General features: G+C 72.5%; 19 protein-coding genes. 10 read left to right on the top strand and 9 right to left on the bottom strand.

Translation table 11 applies throughout. The annotated features are described in order from the left end of the window. Positions 1-12: 12 nt before the first annotated feature. Positions 13-408, bottom strand: a complete 396-nt coding sequence (locus AC2TEW_RS16395) for a cupin domain-containing protein (protein ID WP_484624075.1) — start codon at positions 406-408, stop codon at positions 13-15. Between the two features lie 52 nt (positions 409-460). Here AC2TEW_RS16395 and AC2TEW_RS16400 point away from each other — a divergent pair, with 52 nt between their 5' ends. Together AC2TEW_RS16400 and AC2TEW_RS16405 are read left to right on the top strand one after the other, a co-directional pair. Next, a complete protein-coding gene (locus AC2TEW_RS16400; RefSeq protein WP_484624076.1) occupies positions 461-1,453 on the top strand; it encodes a GlxA family transcriptional regulator in 993 nt (330 codons plus the stop codon). A gap of 118 nt (positions 1,454-1,571) precedes the next feature. After that, entirely contained in the window at positions 1,572-2,153 is a 582-nt protein-coding gene (locus tag AC2TEW_RS16405) for a suppressor of fused domain protein (protein WP_484624077.1), read from the top strand. Positions 2,154-2,498: 345 nt separating this feature from the next. On the opposite strand, the gene AC2TEW_RS16410 is transcribed toward AC2TEW_RS16405, so the two are convergent. Then, complete coding sequence (locus AC2TEW_RS16410; protein WP_484624078.1) at positions 2,499-3,074, bottom strand: TetR/AcrR family transcriptional regulator; 576 nt, start codon at positions 3,072-3,074, stop codon at positions 2,499-2,501. Between the two features lie 87 nt (positions 3,075-3,161). On the opposite strand from AC2TEW_RS16410, the gene AC2TEW_RS16415 reads away from it, so the two are divergent. From AC2TEW_RS16415 to AC2TEW_RS16435, 5 genes are all read left to right on the top strand, one after another. Beyond that, positions 3,162-4,055 carry an NADP-dependent oxidoreductase gene (locus AC2TEW_RS16415; protein WP_484624079.1) on the top strand — a complete coding sequence of 298 codons (894 nt, stop codon included), beginning with the start codon at positions 3,162-3,164 and terminating at the stop codon, positions 4,053-4,055. Between the two features lie 426 nt (positions 4,056-4,481). After that, positions 4,482-4,673, top strand: coding sequence for a hypothetical protein (locus tag AC2TEW_RS16420; RefSeq protein ID WP_484624080.1), 192 nt, complete (start codon positions 4,482-4,484; stop codon positions 4,671-4,673). Positions 4,674-5,258: 585 nt separating this feature from the next. Continuing rightward, positions 5,259-5,669 (top strand): aggregation-promoting factor C-terminal-like domain-containing protein, encoded by a 411-nt coding sequence (locus AC2TEW_RS16425; RefSeq protein WP_484624081.1) that lies wholly within the window; start codon positions 5,259-5,261, stop codon positions 5,667-5,669. A gap of 284 nt (positions 5,670-5,953) precedes the next feature. Further along, positions 5,954-7,012, top strand: a complete 1,059-nt coding sequence (locus tag AC2TEW_RS16430; protein WP_484624082.1) for a class I SAM-dependent methyltransferase — start codon at positions 5,954-5,956, stop codon at positions 7,010-7,012. 162 nt (positions 7,013-7,174) lie between these two features. Continuing rightward, positions 7,175-7,741, top strand: a complete 567-nt coding sequence (locus AC2TEW_RS16435) for a hypothetical protein (RefSeq protein ID WP_484624083.1) — start codon at positions 7,175-7,177, stop codon at positions 7,739-7,741. Between the two features lie 38 nt (positions 7,742-7,779). Here the strand turns inward: AC2TEW_RS16435 and AC2TEW_RS16440 are convergent, their stop codons facing one another. Both AC2TEW_RS16440 and AC2TEW_RS16445 read right to left on the bottom strand, forming a co-directional pair. Continuing rightward, positions 7,780-7,974 carry a hypothetical protein gene (locus tag AC2TEW_RS16440; protein ID WP_484624084.1) on the bottom strand — a complete coding sequence of 65 codons (195 nt, stop codon included), beginning with the start codon at positions 7,972-7,974 and terminating at the stop codon, positions 7,780-7,782. A gap of 257 nt (positions 7,975-8,231) precedes the next feature. Then, on the bottom strand, positions 8,232-10,145 hold the full coding sequence (locus AC2TEW_RS16445; protein ID WP_484624085.1) for an OmpL47-type beta-barrel domain-containing protein: 1,914 nt from the start codon (positions 10,143-10,145) through the stop codon (positions 8,232-8,234). Between the two features lie 182 nt (positions 10,146-10,327). On the opposite strand from AC2TEW_RS16445, the gene AC2TEW_RS16450 reads away from it, so the two are divergent. Genes AC2TEW_RS16450 through AC2TEW_RS16460 form a run of 3 tightly spaced genes read left to right on the top strand, consistent with a single transcriptional unit; the run spans position 10,328 to position 11,935 of the window. Next, positions 10,328-10,927, top strand: coding sequence for a sulfite oxidase-like oxidoreductase (locus AC2TEW_RS16450; RefSeq protein WP_484624086.1), 600 nt, complete (start codon positions 10,328-10,330; stop codon positions 10,925-10,927). Further along, positions 10,897-11,652 carry a ferredoxin reductase gene (locus tag AC2TEW_RS16455; RefSeq protein WP_484624087.1) on the top strand — a complete coding sequence of 252 codons (756 nt, stop codon included), beginning with the start codon at positions 10,897-10,899 and terminating at the stop codon, positions 11,650-11,652. Before AC2TEW_RS16450 ends, AC2TEW_RS16455 begins: the two co-directional genes overlap by 31 nt. A 1-nt stretch (position 11,653) precedes the next feature. Next, a complete protein-coding gene (locus tag AC2TEW_RS16460; protein WP_484624088.1) occupies positions 11,654-11,935 on the top strand; it encodes a DUF6510 family protein in 282 nt (93 codons plus the stop codon). Positions 11,936-11,956: 21 nt separating this feature from the next. Here AC2TEW_RS16460 and bfr read toward each other — a convergent pair whose 3' ends face one another. The 5 genes from bfr to AC2TEW_RS16485 all read right to left on the bottom strand — a co-directional run bounded on the left by bfr (position 11,957) and on the right by AC2TEW_RS16485 (position 17,622). Beyond that, a complete protein-coding gene (gene bfr / locus AC2TEW_RS16465) occupies positions 11,957-12,433 on the bottom strand; it encodes a bacterioferritin (protein WP_484624089.1) in 477 nt (158 codons plus the stop codon). A 122-nt stretch (positions 12,434-12,555) separates the two neighbouring features. After that, positions 12,556-13,410, bottom strand: coding sequence for an iron uptake transporter permease EfeU (efeU, locus tag AC2TEW_RS16470; protein WP_484624090.1), 855 nt, complete (start codon positions 13,408-13,410; stop codon positions 12,556-12,558). 123 nt (positions 13,411-13,533) lie between these two features. Next, positions 13,534-14,712 carry an iron uptake system protein EfeO gene (efeO, locus tag AC2TEW_RS16475; protein WP_484624091.1) on the bottom strand — a complete coding sequence of 393 codons (1,179 nt, stop codon included), beginning with the start codon at positions 14,710-14,712 and terminating at the stop codon, positions 13,534-13,536. 303 nt (positions 14,713-15,015) lie between these two features. Continuing rightward, on the bottom strand, positions 15,016-15,777 hold the full coding sequence (locus AC2TEW_RS16480; protein WP_484624092.1) for a hypothetical protein: 762 nt from the start codon (positions 15,775-15,777) through the stop codon (positions 15,016-15,018). 417 nt (positions 15,778-16,194) lie between these two features. Next, a complete protein-coding gene (locus tag AC2TEW_RS16485) occupies positions 16,195-17,622 on the bottom strand; it encodes a hypothetical protein (protein WP_484624093.1) in 1,428 nt (475 codons plus the stop codon). Between the last annotated feature and the right edge of the window lie 360 nt (positions 17,623-17,982).

Genomic DNA, 17,982 nt, shown 5'->3' on the forward strand with positions numbered 1-17,982 from the left:
CTGTCCGGCCGCTCACGCGTCGAGGATGTGTCCGGTGGTCGCGTCCACGTGGTCGGGGATGTCGTCGTGGCGGTCGCCGACCGTCGGCGTCCCGGTCGGCTCGAACATGAGGATCGCGGCGCCGGACGGCGCGGACGGCCTGTGCTCCGTCCCCGCAGGGACGGTGAAGGCCGCCCCCTGGGACAGTCGGACCGTGCGCTCCCCCTCGGGCTCGCGCAAGGCGATGTGCAGTTCACCCTCGAGCACCAGGAAGAACTCGTCGGTGTCGTCGTGGGCGTGCCAGAGGTGTTCGCCCTGGACCTTGGCGATCCGGACGTCGTAGTCGTTGACGCGCGTGACGATGCGGGGGCTCCACAGCGCGTCGAAGGAGGCCAGCGCCTGGCGGAGGGAGATGGGTTGGCTGCTCATGAGCCCATCCTGGGCTGTTCCGCCGGGCCTGTGTGAGTGCTAGGAATAGCAGATGGCGCAAGAATCCTCGCACCAGGCTCCTGCAGCGGGCGTCCACCGGGTGGTCGTGATCGTGGACGAGAACTCGAATCCGTTCGAGCTCGGCTGCGCGACCGAGGTCTTCGGCCTCCGCAGGCCGGAGATCGGCCGCGACCTCTACGACTTCACTCTCTGCTCCCCCGAGCCCCGCACGGCGATGCGGGACGGGTTCTTCACGCTCACGGGAGTCGCCGGTCTGGAGGCGTGCGATACCGCGGACACCTTGATCGTCCCCAATCGCCCCGACGTCGACGTGCCCCGCCGGCCCGCCGTGCTCGACACCATCCGACGGGCGCACGCCCGCGGTGCGCGGCTGATCGGCTTCTGCAGCGGCGCCTTCACCCTGGCCGAGGCCGGCGTCCTCGACGGGCGCCGGGCCACCGCCCACTGGCAGTGGGCGGATGCCTTCCGTGCCCGGTTCCCCGCTGTCCACCTCGAATCGGATGTGCTGTTCGTGGACGACGGCGACATCCTCACTGCCGCGGGTAGCGCGGCCGCACTCGACCTCGGGCTGCACGTGGTCCGCCGCGACCACGGCGCCGAGGTCGCCAACTCCGTCAGCCGGCGACTCGTCTTCGCGGCCCACCGCGACGGCGGACAGCGGCAGTTCGTGGAGCGCCCGATGCCCGACCTCCCCGATGAGTCCCTGGCCCCGGTCCTGGCCTGGGCCCAGGAACGGCTCGACTCACCGCTCACGGTCCCCGACCTCGCGGCGCGAGCGGCGGTCAGCCCGGCGACCCTGCACCGCCGCTTCCGGGCGCAGCTGGGGACGACCCCCCTGACCTGGCTCACGGGAGAACGGCTCGCCCTGGCATGCCAGTTGATCGAGCGGGGCGAGTCACGCTTCGAGGTCGTCGCACGCCGGAGCGGGCTGGGTACGGCGGCCAACCTGCGGTCGCTCATGCGCCGCGGGACGGGCATCACTCCGTCGGCGTACAAGCGCCGGTTCGGGCCCGGGACGACCTGACGGCAGGGGCCGGTCCATCCCCTGTGGCTTCTCAGCCGCGTACCGGAGAACGGGCCCGTCACTCATCTTGCGCCGCTCTCTGCAATCGGCCTTCCGGCCATGTGAGATCATCGCCGCCATGTTCGAAGCCAAGCGCAGGAAGCAGGCCATCGCGGCCGTCGAGTCGCACGTCCGCAGCTTCTTCGCCGGACACGAGATCCAGGCTCACGACTACGATCTCGGACCTGGCCGCCGGGAGGCCGTTCCCGGCCTGCGCATCATCGCGGCGAGCCCGGGTCCGCGTGGCAATTGCTGGACGTACCTCACCGCCGGCTGCTGGTCCGCAGGACAGAAGCACGAGCACGGCCTGGAGTTCGCCCTGACCGCTCCGGCAGGCGACGAGAGCTTCGTCGACCTTCTCGCGAAGATCGCCTACTACCACGCTGGACACCGTCTCGACCTGGAGCACAGCATGCCCATCGGCGAGCCGTGGATCCCCGGGTCCTTGTGCGACCACCTACTCATCAGTCTCCCCTACCTTCATGGGCCGGACCTCGAACGCTGCCCTCTGCCGACCGGCCATGCCCGCATCCTCTGGACTCTCCCGGTGACGGCGGACGAGATCGCATTCCGCCGCGAACACGGCCATGAGGCGCTTGAGCAACTCTTCGACGAACACGGGATCGACCCCGTGGATCCCAAGCGCCCTTCGGTGGTCTGACCAGCCCCGCATTCGCCTCTCAGGCACCTGCTCGGACCTGCGCCGGAAACGGTCGGGCTCCGCAGCCGGTGGCAGATCGGCTCGAGCAAGTCCCCCTCGTGCACCAGGTCCTGGATCGGGGTGAACCACTCGCGGGCGCGGACCGCCGGGCGGCACTCCCAACCGAGGACGTCCACCGTCCCGATCGGTGCCGCGGCGTAGCCGTCGCTCTTCCGGACCCGCCAGCGAGTTCAGGTGCCGACGGCTGTTCCGACACAGCCCGTACAGAGGCGAAGTGGGCGGCGACGGTCGAGCGGGCGTGGGACCCGGCCCCGGCGGCGGCCGCGCCGGGTGGGCGTTCCCGGCTCAGGGCGCGGTGGCTTCCCAGGCCGCGTCGATCATCCGGAAGACCTCGTCCACGGTGGCCCCGGGATCGTCCGCATGGCAGGCCAGGGCGTAGGCGTCGATGGCGAACCTGGCGGTCGCCCGGCAGGCCGTCGCACTCCGGGCCAGGCGGGGATCGGCGGCCAGCGCCGCCGCGAGCGCCTGCGCGTGACGCAGGCCCATCGACTCCTCGTACTCCCGCAGGGCGGACGATCCCTCGATCATGCGCCGGACGGGGACGCTGTCCTCCGCCGTGCAGTGCCGCACCAGCGCCCGGACCTCGCGGTGCAGCGCCGGGACGAGCGGGTCGTGCGCGGGCCGGTCGGTCACCGCCCGGGTGAGGCGCTGCTCGAAGTCCTGGTCGCGTTCGAACACCAGGGCCTCCTTCGAGGCGAAGTGGGCGAAGACGGTGGTGACGGCCACGTCTGCCTCGGCGGCCACGTCGCGGATGCCCACGGCGTCGTACCCGTGCTCCAGGAAGAGCCGCAGCGCGGTGTCGGCGATCTTCCGGCGGGTCTCGGCCTTCTTGCGCTCGCGGCGTCCGGGTGGCTCGGTCATGCCGTGACACTATCAGTTATGAATCCCTAACCGTTACTAACTCCTCACTGTTGTGAATTCCTAACCGTTAGGGCTACCGTCGGCCGCATGAGGAAAATCAGCTTCGCCGAGTTCGGCGGTCCCGAGGTCCTGCGCCTGGTCGAGGCCGAGGAGCCCCACGCGGGCCCCGGCCGGATACGAATCGCCGTACGGGCGGCGGGGGTCAACCCCGTCGACTGGAGGATCCGTGAGGGGCAGGTGCTGGGCGCCCACCCGGTCGAGCTGCCCGCCGGGGTCGGACTGGACGCCGCCGGGGTGGTCGACGAGATCGGCGAGGGCGTCGAGGGGGTCGAGGTCGGCGACCGCGTGTTCGGCGAAGGCGCCGACACCTACGCCGAATTCGCCGTGCTCTCGGCCTGGGCCCGCATGCCCGCGGGACTGACCTTCGAGGAGGCGGCCGGGTACCCGTCCGTGGTGGAGACCGCGCTGCGCGTCATCCGCGAGGTCGGCGTGCGGCCCGGGCAGACGCTGCTGGTCAGCGGTGCGTCCGGCGGCGTCGGGTCGGCGGTGCTGCAGATCGCCCGCGAACGCGGCATCACGGTGATTGGCACGGCCGGGGCCGCGAACCAGGACTACCTGCGCGGCCTGGGCGCCCTCGCCACGACCTACGGCGAAGGCTGGGTCGGACGGGTGCGGCGCCTGGGCCGGGTCGACGCGGCCCTCGATCTGGCGGGTGCGGGCGTGGTCCGCGAACTCGTCGAGCTGACCGGGGACCCGCGCAAGGTGGTCTCCATCGCCGACCTCGGGGCGCCGCAGCTGGGCGTCCGGTTCTCCGGCGTGGCCGGGAGCGTGCCGAACGCCCTCGCCGAGGCCGTCGACCTCATCTCCCGGGGCCGGCTCCACATCCCGGTCGAGAAGTCGTACCCGCTCGCCGAGGCAGCGGCGGCGCACACCGACAGCCGGGCCGGCCACACCCGCGGGCGCCGGGTCCTGATCGTCTGAGCCGCGGCCCGCCCGGCGTCCCGCGCCGAACGGCCCGAGCGTTCCGGGGACGGCGCGATGCGGTCCGGTGCCGGCGGCGACTGCCGGCCGCAAGGAGTCGGCCCCGCCCCGTGGCCGGTTGCCGCTGCGGACGGACGATTGCGCTCCGCCCACCGGCACCACTCGAGCCTTCGCCGAGGTGGTGGCGAGGTGGTGGCGAGGTGGCGGGAGGCCCGGACGTTGCGCCCCGCGGTGCGGTCGGCCGCCGGACGGCGTCTCCACCGCGGGCACGGGCCTGCGCGCCCCGCGCGGGCGCCCGGTCCACCTCACACCGGCGGCAGACCCCGGACTCCGGAGGGCGCCGACCGCCCGGCGGGCCCCGCCTCTCCCGCCGCCCGGTGGGCGTGGCAGGCTTGGCGGCCCCTCTCGATCGAAGGACCCGCGATCATGAACGACACCGACTACAGCGGCGGCGGCGACTCCGGCGGCGGCCTCGGCTGGGACAGTAGCCAGCAGGTGCCGGATGCCGGGCGCCGCCGCGACCCCGGCGCCATGCGGTGGCCGTCGAGCGGGCGGCGCTGGCTGTTCGTCCTGGGGCTGCTGCTGGTGATGGTCGTCGCCGCCCTGGCCGCCTCCTGACCCCGCGGGCACCCCAACGGGCCCGACCGGGCTCAAGTGCGCTGCGCCACAGGCTTCGTGCGCATGCGGACGCCTGCGGTGCGTAGCGGAATCCGCACGCGCCGACCGGTCCGGGGCGCCCGGGCGGTGAGGGTGCTCACACGGCCTCCCGGGTCTACGACCATCGATAGTTGATCGTCCGGACCGCCGGGCGCGGCCCGCGGGCGCGTCCGCCGCGGATCATGCCGATCGGTGCCGATCTGCGGGCGGAACCGGGATCGAGGGCCGTCCAGCCTCGGAAATCTGTCCGAAATGCACCGTTTTTAGAGGTTTAGATCCCCGCGAAGGCGTCCAAGCCGACCCCCCGAAGCCGGTCGAAAACCGAGGTTTACTACGACCGGGCGTCGTATCAAGGGGTCTTGGCGACGGTCCCGACGCCCGCTAACAATGGCGGAGTCGTCAGACGCCGCAGCAACCTGTCAGGCTGCGGCGCCCGTTCAGGCCCTCGCTCCATGAGGTGCCCCACGCCCCGTCCCGCCCAGGCCGGTATCCGGCCGAGAGGCGCAGCGGACGGGAGCGTAGCCAACCGATTGAGGCAAAACCTTTATGCGTAAGTTCTCCACCCGTGTGCGTACCTCGGCCGCCGTTCTCGTCTCCGCCGCCGGTATCGCCGCGCTCGGCACCGCCGTCGCCCCCGCGATGGCGTCCGCCGCCACCCCCACCTACTCGCCGGGCTCGGTCCAGGCCATCGCCGCCCAGATCGTTCCGGCCAACCAGCTGGCCTCGTTCAACCAGATCGTCTCGCACGAGAGCAGCTGGAACGTGACCGCCACCAACGCGTCCTCCGGCGCGTACGGCCTGGTCCAGGCCCTGCCGGGCTCCAAGATGGCCTCGGCCGGCGCCGACTGGAAGACCAACCCCGCGACCCAGATCAAGTGGGGTCTGAACTACATGAACGAGCGTTACGGCAGCCCGAACGCCGCGTGGGCGTTCTGGCAGACCCACCACTGGTACTAAGCCGACCACGTGGCCCCACAGGTGTGACCGCCGCCACCCGACGACACCCGACGTCGTGACGGCTCACCCGGCCCTCCGCGCCACCGGCCCCACCGGGCCCAGGTGATCGCGCTCGCCGGCCCAGGACCGTTCCCGCCTCACCAGGCAGGGACGGTCCTTCGGCGTGCCCGGCCTCACCCGCCGCTCCCCGCCCCCGTCCCCGTCCTCGCGGGCGTGTCGCCGCCGGACCGTGCCCCTGGTGCGGGCTAGCGTGGCAGACCCGCCGTACACAGGAGGTTCGGTCGATGGCCGCAAGCCGGTCCGGGCCCGGGTCCAGGTCCGGGGTGATGGGGAGCGGGTACGGCAGCCACTCCGCCGCGCAGCACGCGGGGTTGGCGGCGGCCGCCGGGATGCTGGACCGGGCGTTGCGGGCCGTGCCGGTGCCGGACGACGGGCGGGCGTTCCGCGTCGCGGACCTGGGCTGCGCCGCGGGGACCAACGCGATGGAGCCGATGGCGCGCACGGTGGCGGCCGTCCGGGCCCGCCGTCCCGGAACCCCGGTCTGGGTCACCCACACCGACATTCCCGGGAACGACTTCGGTGCGCTGTTCGCCACCCTGTCCGGGCCGTCCTCCTATCTGGGCGGCCCGGGCGTGTTCGGCTGCGCGCAGGCCCGATCCTTCTACGAGCCGCTGTTCCCGCCGGGTGAGCTGCATCTCGCCTGGTCCTCGATCGCGGTGCACTGGCTCTCCCGGCTTCCGCTGCCGGTCGACGGGCACGTCTACGGCCCCCGGGCGACGGGGGCGGCCCGCGAGGCGCTGCGCGGGCAGTCGGCCGCCGACTGGGCGGACTTCCTCGGGCACCGGGCGGCCGAGCTGGTACCGGGCGGGCAGCTGGTCGTGGTGGGCGGGGCCGCCACCGACGACGGACTGAGCGGCGCGGAGGGCCTGTTCGACCTGGCACTCGAGCAGCTCGACGAGCTGGTCGGCCACGGCGGGCTGACGGCCGGCGGGCTGGCGGCCATGACCGTCCCGACCTGGAACAGGACCGCCGCCGAGTACCTCGGCCCGCTGCGCGACGGCCCGCTCGCCGAGCGCTTCCGGCTGGAGGAGGCGGAGTTCGTGGTGCTGGAGGACCCGATGTGGGCGCGGTACACCGCCGACGGCGATCTCGACGCGTACGCCCGCGAGGTGTCGGCCTCGTTCCTGGCCGCGTTCGGCCCGTCACTGTTCGCGGGGCCGGTGGCGGTCGGTCCGCGGACGGTCCGGCTCTTCGCCGACGGTCTCACCGCCCGGGTGAAGGAGCGGCCCGAGCAGGGCGCGGCCCGCTGGCGGATCGAGCTGCTGCGGGCCACCCGCCGCTGACCCGGCGGTGATCGCCGCCGACGGCCGTCCGGAGCCGATCGGACGGGAGCACGCTCCCCCGGGCATCCGCCGAAACCGGGTGCCCGTGACGCTCGCGCTCCCGCGACGGTCTCGATCCCTTAGGATCACGCTCCTGTGGCCGCTCGCGGGGGGAGCCGAAGGATGAAGAGACCGGGGTGCCTGGTGGCCGCGGTGGGTGCCGCCGTGGCACTCGGACTGCTCGGCTGGGGCGGGGAGCTGGCGCTCGACTCGGCGTTCGCAGGGCCGGACAACCACGTGGCGGCGGCCGATTCCCGGGTGTGCGCGCAGACCGGCGGCAACAACCTCTCCCTCGCCGAAGCGACGGCGCACTTCGGGCTGGCGGTGCCGCCCGCCGCCACGGGCCTCGTCTTCACCGCCGACGCGGGCGGTCTGCAGGGCGACTTCAGCCTGAAGCTGCGGTTCACCACCACGCCGGCGGATCTCGCCACGTTCCTCTCGGCCGGCGATTTCGAACCACCGAGCGCCGCGACGACGGTGTCCACGGGTGGCTGGGGCGGCTACGCATCGGGGGCGGCGGTTCGGCCCGCCGAGGGCCCGTGCGGCCTGACCCCGCCGGTCGGCCCGGCCATGGTCTACAGCGGGGACCGTAGCGGCTCCGCGGGGGCGGCCGGTGCGCGGTCCCTGGCGGTGGACGGCACGACCGATCCGGCGCATCCGGTGGTCTGGGTCTCCGCCATGGATCTGTGAGCCGGACCCCCCGGGGCGTGGCCCGCCGAACGGGCCGGTCAGCTCTCACGCAGCCGCAGGGAGCCGCTGAATCCGCAGGTCAGGCAGACGATCCACTGCACCAGCAGGCCGTCGGCCCGGCGCGCGGGCTCGCCGACGGCGACGGAGTCCTCCCAGCCGCAGAAGTCGCAGGTGCCCTCGGTTCCGGGCAGTCGCCGTAGCGGCCTCAGCGGGTCGTCCGGCGCTTCCTGCACGCCGAGCCACCGGCAGCCGCCGCACTCCCACCACAGCTCGGGCCGCTCCCGCGGTCCGGTCGCCGCCGTGCCCCGGGCGTTGTGCCGCCGTTTCACCCGAAAGCCCGTCAGGCCGGCTCCGCACTGCGGGCACTGATGAACCACCGGTCCGTCACCTCCGCTCGCTCGGTCCGCGGGCGGATCGGGCCCGTCGACGCAGCGTAGCGGCCCCCGGGCCGAGGGTGGGCCCGGGGGCGGTGGATGATGGGGAAGGTGGTTCAGCCTTCGGTGCCCGGCTCCGGGTGCCACGGGGAACCGCGGTCGATCCGCAGGGCCAGGGCCTGGTCTGCCTCCTGGTTCTGGGCGCGGTCGACCGAGCGGTAGAGCAGCTGGTGCTCGCCCTCGCCGCGGACGGGGATCGGACCGGTGTAGGTGGTCCAGCCCGCGCCGTCGAGGTTGTACTCGGTCAGCGCCACCCCGGAGATGTCGTCGGTCGCGGTGAGGACGACCAGTTGCTCGTCGTCGCGGCCGCCCGCGTCCTTGTGGCCGTGCGAGGGGCGGATCCTGGCCGTGGTGACCGGTGCGGTGGTGTCCACCGGCAGGTCCATGGCCTCGTCGTCGGGGTCGGCCTCGTTGTCCAGGGTCGGGGCGGGGACGCCGGCGCTGTCGCCCTGGTGGCCGACGGAGCCGCCGCGCAGCTGGAGCACGCTCCAGTCGTCGTGGCCGGGGAGCCGGGTCCTGTCGCTGTCGCCGTTGACGTCGACCATGACCGTCTCGCTGCCGACCTTGCCGTTGCAGTCCCAGTCGACGGCGCCCTTGCTCGACGGGATGGTGACGAACTTGCCGACCGTCCCGTCGACGCCGGGGCAGTAGTGGCTGACGTCGTAGAGCGGGGTGGTCGGCGGGTAGACGCGCTCGTCCAGCGTGGTCTCGTTCAGGAACAGGTTCTGGCGGGAGTAGTCGACCAGACCGCTGGTGGTGCCCACCGTCAGGCCGAACTGGTAGGTGTAGTTCATCACGCTGAAGTACTGCGGCTCGTGGTTGGGCAGGTCGGTGTCACCGCTGTGCCGCAGGCCCAGGTTGTGGCCTAGTTCGTGCATCAGGGTGCCGGCCTGCTCGGCCACCGTGCCGGTCTGGTCGGTGAAGCTGCCCAGGCTGACGATGAAGTCGCTGCCGGGGGTGCCTGCGGAGATCCCGCTGGACCCGGATCCTGCCTCCAGGTTGTGCGCCGAGATCGCGTAGTGGAAGATCGGCGCCCGCGCGGTGCTGCGGAAGCCGCCGGTGGCGTTCTTCAGCGCGGTGAACGCGTTCCACTGGTACATGCCGTCGACCTTGGTGCCGAGATTGGCCGTCTCGGTGAGCTTCTTGGCGCGGCTGAGGGTGCCCCAGGTCGTGTTGGTGGCGAAGTCCATGATGCTGTCGGGCCCGGCGTCGATGTGCAGGTTGATGCCGGTGCCGGTCTGGCGCTTGCGGTAGGGGGCGTTCTTGAAGGCGTCCACCACCTGCTTGATCGCGGCGGGGCTGATCGCGTGGCTGTGCTTGTCGTCGGCCATCCAGTCCAGCTGGATGAAGATGTCGGGCCGGTTGACGTCGGCGCCCATCGCCTTGAGGTCGATGAACTTGTTCGGGCTGCCGTCGCCGGGGTTGAGGGTGACCCCGTTGCGCTTCCAGTCGTCGGGGATGCCGTCGCAGGTGGTGGAGTTGCAGTCGAAGGAGAACCGGACCGGGGTGTTCTGGTCCGCACCGCCGCTGTGGCTGATGACGTAGCCGGTCGGCGCCGACTCGGTGAAGCTGTTGGGGCCGGTGAACGGGACGTCCCAGCCGATCTGGAGCTGCGCGTTGCCCTCGCCCTGGACGAAGAGGTTGACCGTCGCCTTGGCGCCGTACGCGGAGTTGCACGGTGCCACGGTCCAGCTGGCCGTGGTGCCGGCCGCGATCACGGACGGCACGTACGGGATCACGCAGCCCTCGGGCACGTTGGCGCTGGCGGCCGTGACGTCGCGGTCGCTCTTGTTGTCGAACTGCACGGTCACCGTGCCGGCCACCCGGCGCGCGGCCGCGGCCGGGGTGACGACCGCGAGCGTGGTCAGCAGGGCCACGACCAGGACGAAGAGCGCGGTCAGGCCGCCTCGCCGGGGCGCTCCGGGGATGCTCGGTCCGCCTGCGGCGCCGAGGGGAGGTTCATCGGTCATGCGTTCACGCTAAGCACGAGTTTGACGACACTCCGTCACGACATGACGTGCCGTCACTCCGACGGCCCCCGGCTCGGCGGCGCGGGTCCGTCGCCCCGGCGCTCCGGTGAGGCGCCCGGGGGTGGCCCGGGGTGACAATGGCAGCTGGACCGTCCGGTCGCCCCGACAGGAAGGGTGGGGCCATGACCGTGATCTCCCCGGGCTTCCGGGGCCGCCCGCGCACCACGGGCCACCGGCTGCCGCCGGGCCAGTACGAGACCCGCGACTTCCCGGTGCTGTCCGCCGGGCCGACGCCGAGGGTCGCGCGCGAGGACTGGGAGTTCACCGTCACCACGGAGACCGGCGACCGGTACCGCTGGACCTGGGGCGACCTGCTCTCCCTGCCGGCCGAGCGGTTCACCGTCGACCTGCACTGCGTGACGCGCTGGTCCAAGTTCGGGACCTCCTGGGAGGGCGTCTCCCTGGACGTCCTGCTGGGCGCGGTCCCGAGCAGCTCGGACTACGCCTTGGTCAGCGCCTACGGCGGCTACACCACCAACCTGCCGCTCGCCGACCTGCTGAACGGCCGGGCCTGGATCGCGCACCGTTACGAGGGCGCCGACCTGCCGGCCGAGCACGGCGGCCCGGCCCGGCTGCTCGTCCCGCACCTGTACCTGTGGAAGTCCGCGAAGTGGGTGCGCGGCATCGAGCTGACGGCGCGCAGCGAGCCGGGGTTCTGGGAGAGCGTCGGCTACCACGACTACGGAGACCCATGGCGCGAGCAGCGGTACCAGGGCGACTAGGCGAACGGCTGCGCTGGCGGGTCGCCACGGTGCTCGAGCGGCGCCGCGAGACCGCGGCGGCGGTCTCGATCGCCCTGGACGTACCCGGCTGGCCCGGCCACCTCGCCGGGCAGCACGTCGACGTCCGGCTCACCGCCGAGGACGGCTACAGCACCGAGCGCAGTTACTCGCTGACCTCCGCCGCGGACGGCTCGCGGATCGAGCTGACCGTCCAGGCCGTCGCCGACGGCGAGGTCTCCCCCTACCTGGCCGGGCAGGTGGCGGTCGGCGATCTGCTGGAGCTGCGCGGGCCGGTCGGCGGCTGGTTCGTGTGGCGCCCGGAGCAGGACACCCCGGTCCTGCTGGTGGCCGGCGGATCGGGTGTCGCCCCGCTGATGGCGATGATCCGTGCCCGGCGGGCGGCGGGCGGCCGCAGCCCGTTCCGGCTGATCTACTCGGTCCGCGCCCCCGAGGACCGCTGGTACCTGGGCGAACTGCGCCGCGGCGACCCGGGGTTGGACACCACGTTCCTGTACACCCGGTCCGCCCCCGACGGCTGGCCCCGGCCGCCCGGCCGGATCGGCGCCGCCGACCTGCGGACCTGGGGCTGGCCGCCGGACTTCTTCCCCGAGTGCTACGTCTGCGGCCCGACCGGCTTCGTCGAGAGCGTCGCGGACCAGCTGGTCACGCTGGGCCACGACCCGGCCCGGATCCGCACCGAACGCTTCGGACCCACCGGAGGCTGACATGACCGCCGACGCCGGCGCCCCCTCGTACCAGGACGGCAACGCCCTCGCGGGCCCGCTCTCGGAGCTGTTCACGGTCGACCTCACCACCGCACTGACCCGCTGCACGGGCTGCGGCGCGTCGGGGCCGCTGGCGGGACTGCGGGTGTACGCGCACGCGCCGGGCCTGGTCGGCCGGTGTCCCGGCTGCGGACAGGTGGTCCTGCGGCTGGTCCGCGGACCGCGGGCGGCCTGGCTGGACCTGCGCGGCACGGTCGCGCTGCGCATCCCGCTGGGCACCTGACCGCCACCGGGGGTGGCTGCCTCAGGAGGGCTGCTCGACCAGCTGCGCGGTGTAGAGCGGTTCGCCGAGCGAGGCGAGCAGCTGCAGCTGGGTGTCCAGGTAGTCGATGTGCTCCTCCTCGTCGGCGAGGATCGACTCGAAGAGGTTGGCCGACGTGACGTCGTTCTTGGCCCGCATCACCACGATGCCGCGGCGCAGCCGGTCGACGGCCTCGGCCTCGACGACGCGGTCGGCCTCCAGCATCTCCTTGACGGTCTGGCCGATGGTGAGGTGGAACAGCCGCTGGTAGTTGGGCAGTCCGTCGAGGAGCAGGATCCGGTCGGTGAGGATCTCGGCGTGCCGCATCTCGTCGAAGGACTCGGCCCTGGTGTGGGCGGCCAGCTTCGGCCAGCCGTAGTGCTCCTGCATCTTGGCGTGCAGGAAGTACTGGTTGATGGCGGTGAGTTCGGCGGTGAGCTGCTCGTTGAGGAATTCGATGACCTCGGCGTCGCCCTGCACGGTGGCTCTCCGTTCCGGTGGCTCGGGCCGGGCGCGGCACGGTACCGGTCCGGCGGACCCTTCTCATTCCAGCCCACCCGGCCGGGCGCTGCCACCGCAGCGGGCGGCGGCGGCGCGCCTGTTCAGTGCTCGCGGTGGTCGGCTCCGCCGGTGACGCCCGCCGGCCGGGCGGCGGGGGCGGGCCGGGGGCGGCGCAGGAACAGGAACAGGACGGGGACCAGGTAGGCGACCCAGACGACGAGTTGGAGGACGGTCGGGTCCGGCTGGAAGTTGAACACGCCCTTCAGCAGGGTGCCGTACCAGCTGTCCTTGGGGATCGTGCCGGAGATGTCGAAGGCGAGGTTGTCCAGGCCGCCCAGCCAGCCGGCCTCCTGGAGGTCGTGGACGCCGTAGGCGAGCACGCCCGCGGCGACGACGATGAGCAGGGCGCCGGTCCAGGTGAAGAACGTGGCGAGGTTGATGCGCAGGGCGCCGCGGTAGAACAGCCAGCCGAGCGCGACGGCGGTGAGCAGGCCGAGGGCGGCCCCGACCAGCGGGCGGCTGCCGTCCTGGGTGGCCTGGACGGCGGTCCAGATGAAGAGTGCCGTCTCCAGTCCCTCGCGGCCGACGGCGAGGAAGGCGGTGACGGCGAGTGCGAGGGTGCCGAGCGCGGCGGCGGAGTCGACCTTCCCCTGCAGATCGGACTTGAGGTGGCGGGCGGTTCGGCGCATCCAGAACACCATCCAGGTCACCAGCGCGACCGCGATGATCGACAGGGTGCCGCCGAGCGCCTCCTGCGCCTCGAAGCTCAGTTGGCTCGACCCGTACTGCAGCAGGGCGCCGAAGCCCATGCTGAGCACCACGGCCGCGCCGACTCCCGCCCAGACTGCGGGGAGCCGGTCACGGCGGTCGGTCTTGACCAGGTAGGCGATCAGGATGCATACGATGAGGCTGGCTTCGAGTCCCTCGCGCAGGCCGATCAGGTAGTTCGCGAACACGCAGCCTCCTGGGATGTGCGGTCGGTGGGGGTGCCGGGTGCGGCGGCTCCGGGCGGCTGCGGTTCCTCGGGCCGGGGGGCGGCGTTCGTGTCACCGGGTTCAGGGTCGGTGGCCGCCACGGGATCACTGCTGGGTCGGCTGCGCCGGCGCGACGGCCGCGGCCAGCCGGGAGAGCGGCTCGGCGAGCGCGTTGACGGCGTCCGAGAACGCCTTGCGTTCGGCCTCGGGCACCTGGTCGTACGGGGTGTAGCTGCCGTCGGGCTGCCTGTACGTGGCGAGCAGCGCCTCGAGGTCGGCGAACTCGGTGTCCAGGGTCTGCACCAGCTGCGGGTCCTTCTCGGCGGCGACCGGCCTGAGCAGCCGGTACGCCTGTTCGGCGCCTTCGACGTTGGCGTTGAAGTCGGACAGGTCGGTGTGGCTGTAGCGGTCCTCCTCGCCGGTGACCTTGCCGGTGGCGACCTCGTCCAGCAGCTCCTTGGCACCGTTGGCCATGCTGGTCGCGGTGATCTCGGCGCTGCCGACCCGGACCTGCCAGTCCTTGAGGTCGGTGACCAGCTGGGCGGCGAGCCTGCGGTCCTCGTCGGTGATGGTGCCGTCGGTCCAGAGCGATTTCTCGATCCGGTGCCAGCCGGTCCACTGCTGGCCGGGCTCGAGTCCGTCCTCGCGGGTGTCGGTCTTCGGATCGATGTCGCCGAAGCTCTCGGCGACCGGTTCGGTCCGCTCCCAGCCGACCCGGGACGGGGCGAACAGCGCCTTGGCCTTCACCAGGTCGCCGGCCTGGACGGCGGCGGCGAACTGCTCGGCCACCGGGATCGTCGCGTCGGCCTGCTGCTGGACGTAGGCGCGGTAGGAGGCGACGGCGGCGTCCAGCCGGGGATCGGTCGCGGCGGCGGCCGTGCCACCGGTGCCGGTGCCGGTCACGGTGCCGGTCACGGTGATCTTCTGGCGGATGCCGTCACCGGTCATGCCGGGCTTGCAGGCGATCTCGTACGCGCCGGGTTTGATGTCGGCGGTGATCTCCGCCTTGGTGCCGGGGCCGATGTTCTCCCGCTCGGTGACGATGCGGTCGCCAGGGGCGTAGATGTACACCTCGGTGACCTTGGAGCCGGTGTTGTGCACCTGGAGGGTCACTTTCCCGGCCGGGAGGGTGGTGCTGGAGACGGTGCAGGCGCTGTCCGTGGCCTCGACCTGGACCGTGCCGCTGCGGTCCGGGTCGCCGCTCGAGCTCGAACAGCCGCTCAGGGCGGCGCCCGCGGTTCCCAGCGAGACCAGCAGGACGGTCAGAGCGCGGACATCGGCCATGTCACTCCCGGGCGGTGGCTCCTGGTCACGGCGGTCCCGGGCAGCCGGTCACGGCCGCCGCGGTCCACCCTTGGCAAGCCAAGGCATACCTTACTTAACGCCCGGGGACGGCCACGCGGCCGGGCGTGCCTTGATCTGCCCACCGAACGGCGCAGGCACGGACCGCTCCGGCGCGCGGTACCGGCAGGCTCGCCCGCTCGCCCGCCACCGGTTCGGCCCGCCAGGCCCGGGAATCACCGCGGCCGGCCGCCGGATATTCCCAGAAGCTCCGGACGGGCCGGGTGGGTCGAGGTTCCCTGCCGCTCACAGGAGTTGCGGATCGACCGGCGGCCACGGGTAGCCCAGTTTCCCGGCATCGTGCGAACCGCCCCAGACCTCGGCGATGGCACGGGGATCGCCTGAGATCAGCCGCGCTTCGAGGCGCTCGGCCTGCTCCTTTGGGGCCTCGGCGGAGATCGGGAAAGTCAGCCCGAACTGGAGCCAGGGCAGACCCGTGTCGTCCGGGCGAGGCGGATGCCTCAGGACGACGTGGATTCGACCGGGTTCCTTGCGCGAGGCCCAGACGCCTTCCACCTCGCACTCCCAGCGGACGAGCCAGTCCCCACGTCCCCTCAGCCCCGCCTCGAGCAGCCGCGCAACCGCCCCGGCCGGCCACTCCCAACTGCGGTCCTCTCCGGCGCGCAGGACCTCGGCCTCGTACCGGCCTGCGGTGAACCGCAGCTCCGGCAGGTCGAAGTCCTGATTGGCCGGGTCGCGCCAGCCCGCCCAGACCACCTGGTCCCCGTCGCGCCTGACCGTCATGTACAGGGCGCCACAGCACTCCTCGATGCCGCACCCGGAGCCGGCGAGCCGAACTTCGTGGGGCATCGCCGTCGCATGCAACGGCCCGTCGGGGGCCAGCAGATACCGGGGGCCCACTCCCACGTACCGGGAGCCTCCCACCCCACCGGGGACCACCTCGGCCAGGAAATCCCGGCCGTTGACGATCGGGCGGGTCTCCACGCCGCCCGCGTCGGGCGGTGGGCAGACGATGCTCAGCGTCAGAAGGTCGGGTTCCGTGGTCATCGGCCCATGCTCGCGGAGCCGGCCCGCACCTGTCATACGAATTCGCGTGGCCTCCGCCCAGGGCGGTGGGCCTGGTGTCAGCGGTCCTGGACGGGCGCCACGCCGGGGTGGGGTGGGGCTGTGGCAACTGGGGTGCAGCGCCTCGGGCCCATTCCCTCGGTGGCCTCGGCGCAGGTGGCAGACATCAGGCAGGTTCGACGGTCACGGCCGCCAGGCCGTGCAGCAGCCGGCCCCGCGCCCGGGCCTCATCCAGTACGTCGTACGTCGCGGAACGCCGCATTCCGCGGCGCCGCGCGCCAACCAACTGGGCTGCCTGCCTCGAGGCGCGCCGGAGTGCTCAGCCTGATGCTGAACCTTCCGCGGTGGTTGTCAGGTTTGCTCCTCGGGTGCCCGGATGTCAGCGAGAGCGAGTCGGCTCTACCGGAGGTTCCACTCCTCCCTGGGCAGGGCGTGCCAGAGGTCGAGCCATTCGTGGATCAGGAAGAGCGGTCGGGTCAGCGTGATGTCGCCGGTGCGCTGGGAGCGGATGGCGAGGCCGTAGCCGGCGACGACCAGGTCACCGGCGGGGCTGTACATCAGGTCGCCGCGTGCCGGTCGGTGACCGAGCCAGTCCGCCAACTGGGAAGGCAGGCAGCCGGTCAGCGAAGTGCCCTCCAGCCGCACCTGGGGGCCGTTCTGTGCGTCCACGGCCACGCACGCCAGGCCGTTGTTGCTTCCGAAGAGGGCCCTGACGCCGGTGAGGGGGAACTCGGCGAGGGTGAGCGAGTGCCTGCCCGTCTCAGGGTCGTAGGTGGACAGGACGGTTCCCGTTTCGCGGAGGGTTGCGGCGATCTCTTCCAGGGTCATGCCGAAGTGCAGCGGGCCGACCCCGATGTACGGGGTGAACGTCCACTCGTCGTGGTTCTCCATCGTGCCGATCGGCCATGGACTCCGGCGGCGGTTCGGTCTGGTGCCCCGGACAGCCATGGGCGGTTCGGGTGCCGGGCCGGGCGGCGCCGCCCGCTCGGGCGCCTTCCAGGCCGGGTGCCAACGGCCGGGCGGCTCCAGTGCTGCCGTGTCCTCCGGCTGCGCGGCCAGCCATCGGGCCGCCTGAACCGAGTTCTCATTGAACGGGTTCTCCGCCAGCAGGCGCGCCCGGCCAACGGCCGCGCGGCGTTCCACCTCATCGGCGGCAAGGTCCGTGGTGTCCTCGCCCCAGGCCTCCAGCCGCTCCCGGGCGATCCACCGGTAGTACGAGTCCGCACTCGATGCCAGGACGCCGCGAACGGCAGGCCTGTACTGCGGGACGGACGCGGCGAGGGCGGGGTCCGCGAGCAGAAGGACAGCGGCCGCGACGGCGGCCTCCCGCACCTGCGAATCGTCGTCCTCGCAGAAGACCGCAACCCGGTCGTGGAGCACCGGCCGCACCGCCCGGGCGGCGGCCAGGTCCTGGGGTGTGGCGACACCGTCCTGGACGTCCAAGCGGGTGAGGTCGGCGAACGAGGCCAGCCAGTTCAGCAGTTCCGCACGCAGCGGCCGACGACCCGATCTCCGTTCCCAGCGGTCCTCGGCGAGAGTGCGCGGATCGCTGAGGAGGGCGGCGATGACGCGGGCCGCCGGGGCGGTCGCCGGGAACAGGCGCTCCTGGTTGAGGAGCAGCCGGTACAGGTCCCGGACCGCCCGTACCCGGCGGGTGCGATCGGTGGCGACCAGTCCGCGGAGGATGTCCGGTGTGTCGGGCACGTTGTGCAGGCCGGCGCAGAAGTGCGGCAGCACGCTCCATGCCACGCCGGTGAGTTCGGCCTGGGCTGCGGGCGGCAGGTGCTCGTCGGCGGAGTGGTGACTGGCGGCTGTCTTGTTGATCACGCCCGAAGTGTTTCAGCCGACTCCGACACCTGGCAGGGCGGAAATATGGCCCGCACCATGTCCGCCTCCGACGAACCAGGTCGTCAACCTGACGTCTGATCGACGGCCCATGCTTGTGGCACGGGCTCCCACGACCTGGGCGGAACGTCATGGAATACCGCACATGCCGATGACGCTCCCTGCCGGTCGGAGCCTCGGCATGGAACGCTCAGGAGAGGGACGCCTACGCCAACGCCAGCCCTCGTGTACCGGTGCGCAAGGCCTGAGCGGCCGCCGCCCGGGCGGGTGCGGCGTGCGGCGGGGGGGGGGCCGCCAGGGGCGCCCCACCGCCAGCCGCCCCCTCTGTTCACTCCGCGAACA

This window comes from Kitasatospora sp. NEAU-CNBT7, assembly GCF_057220535.1.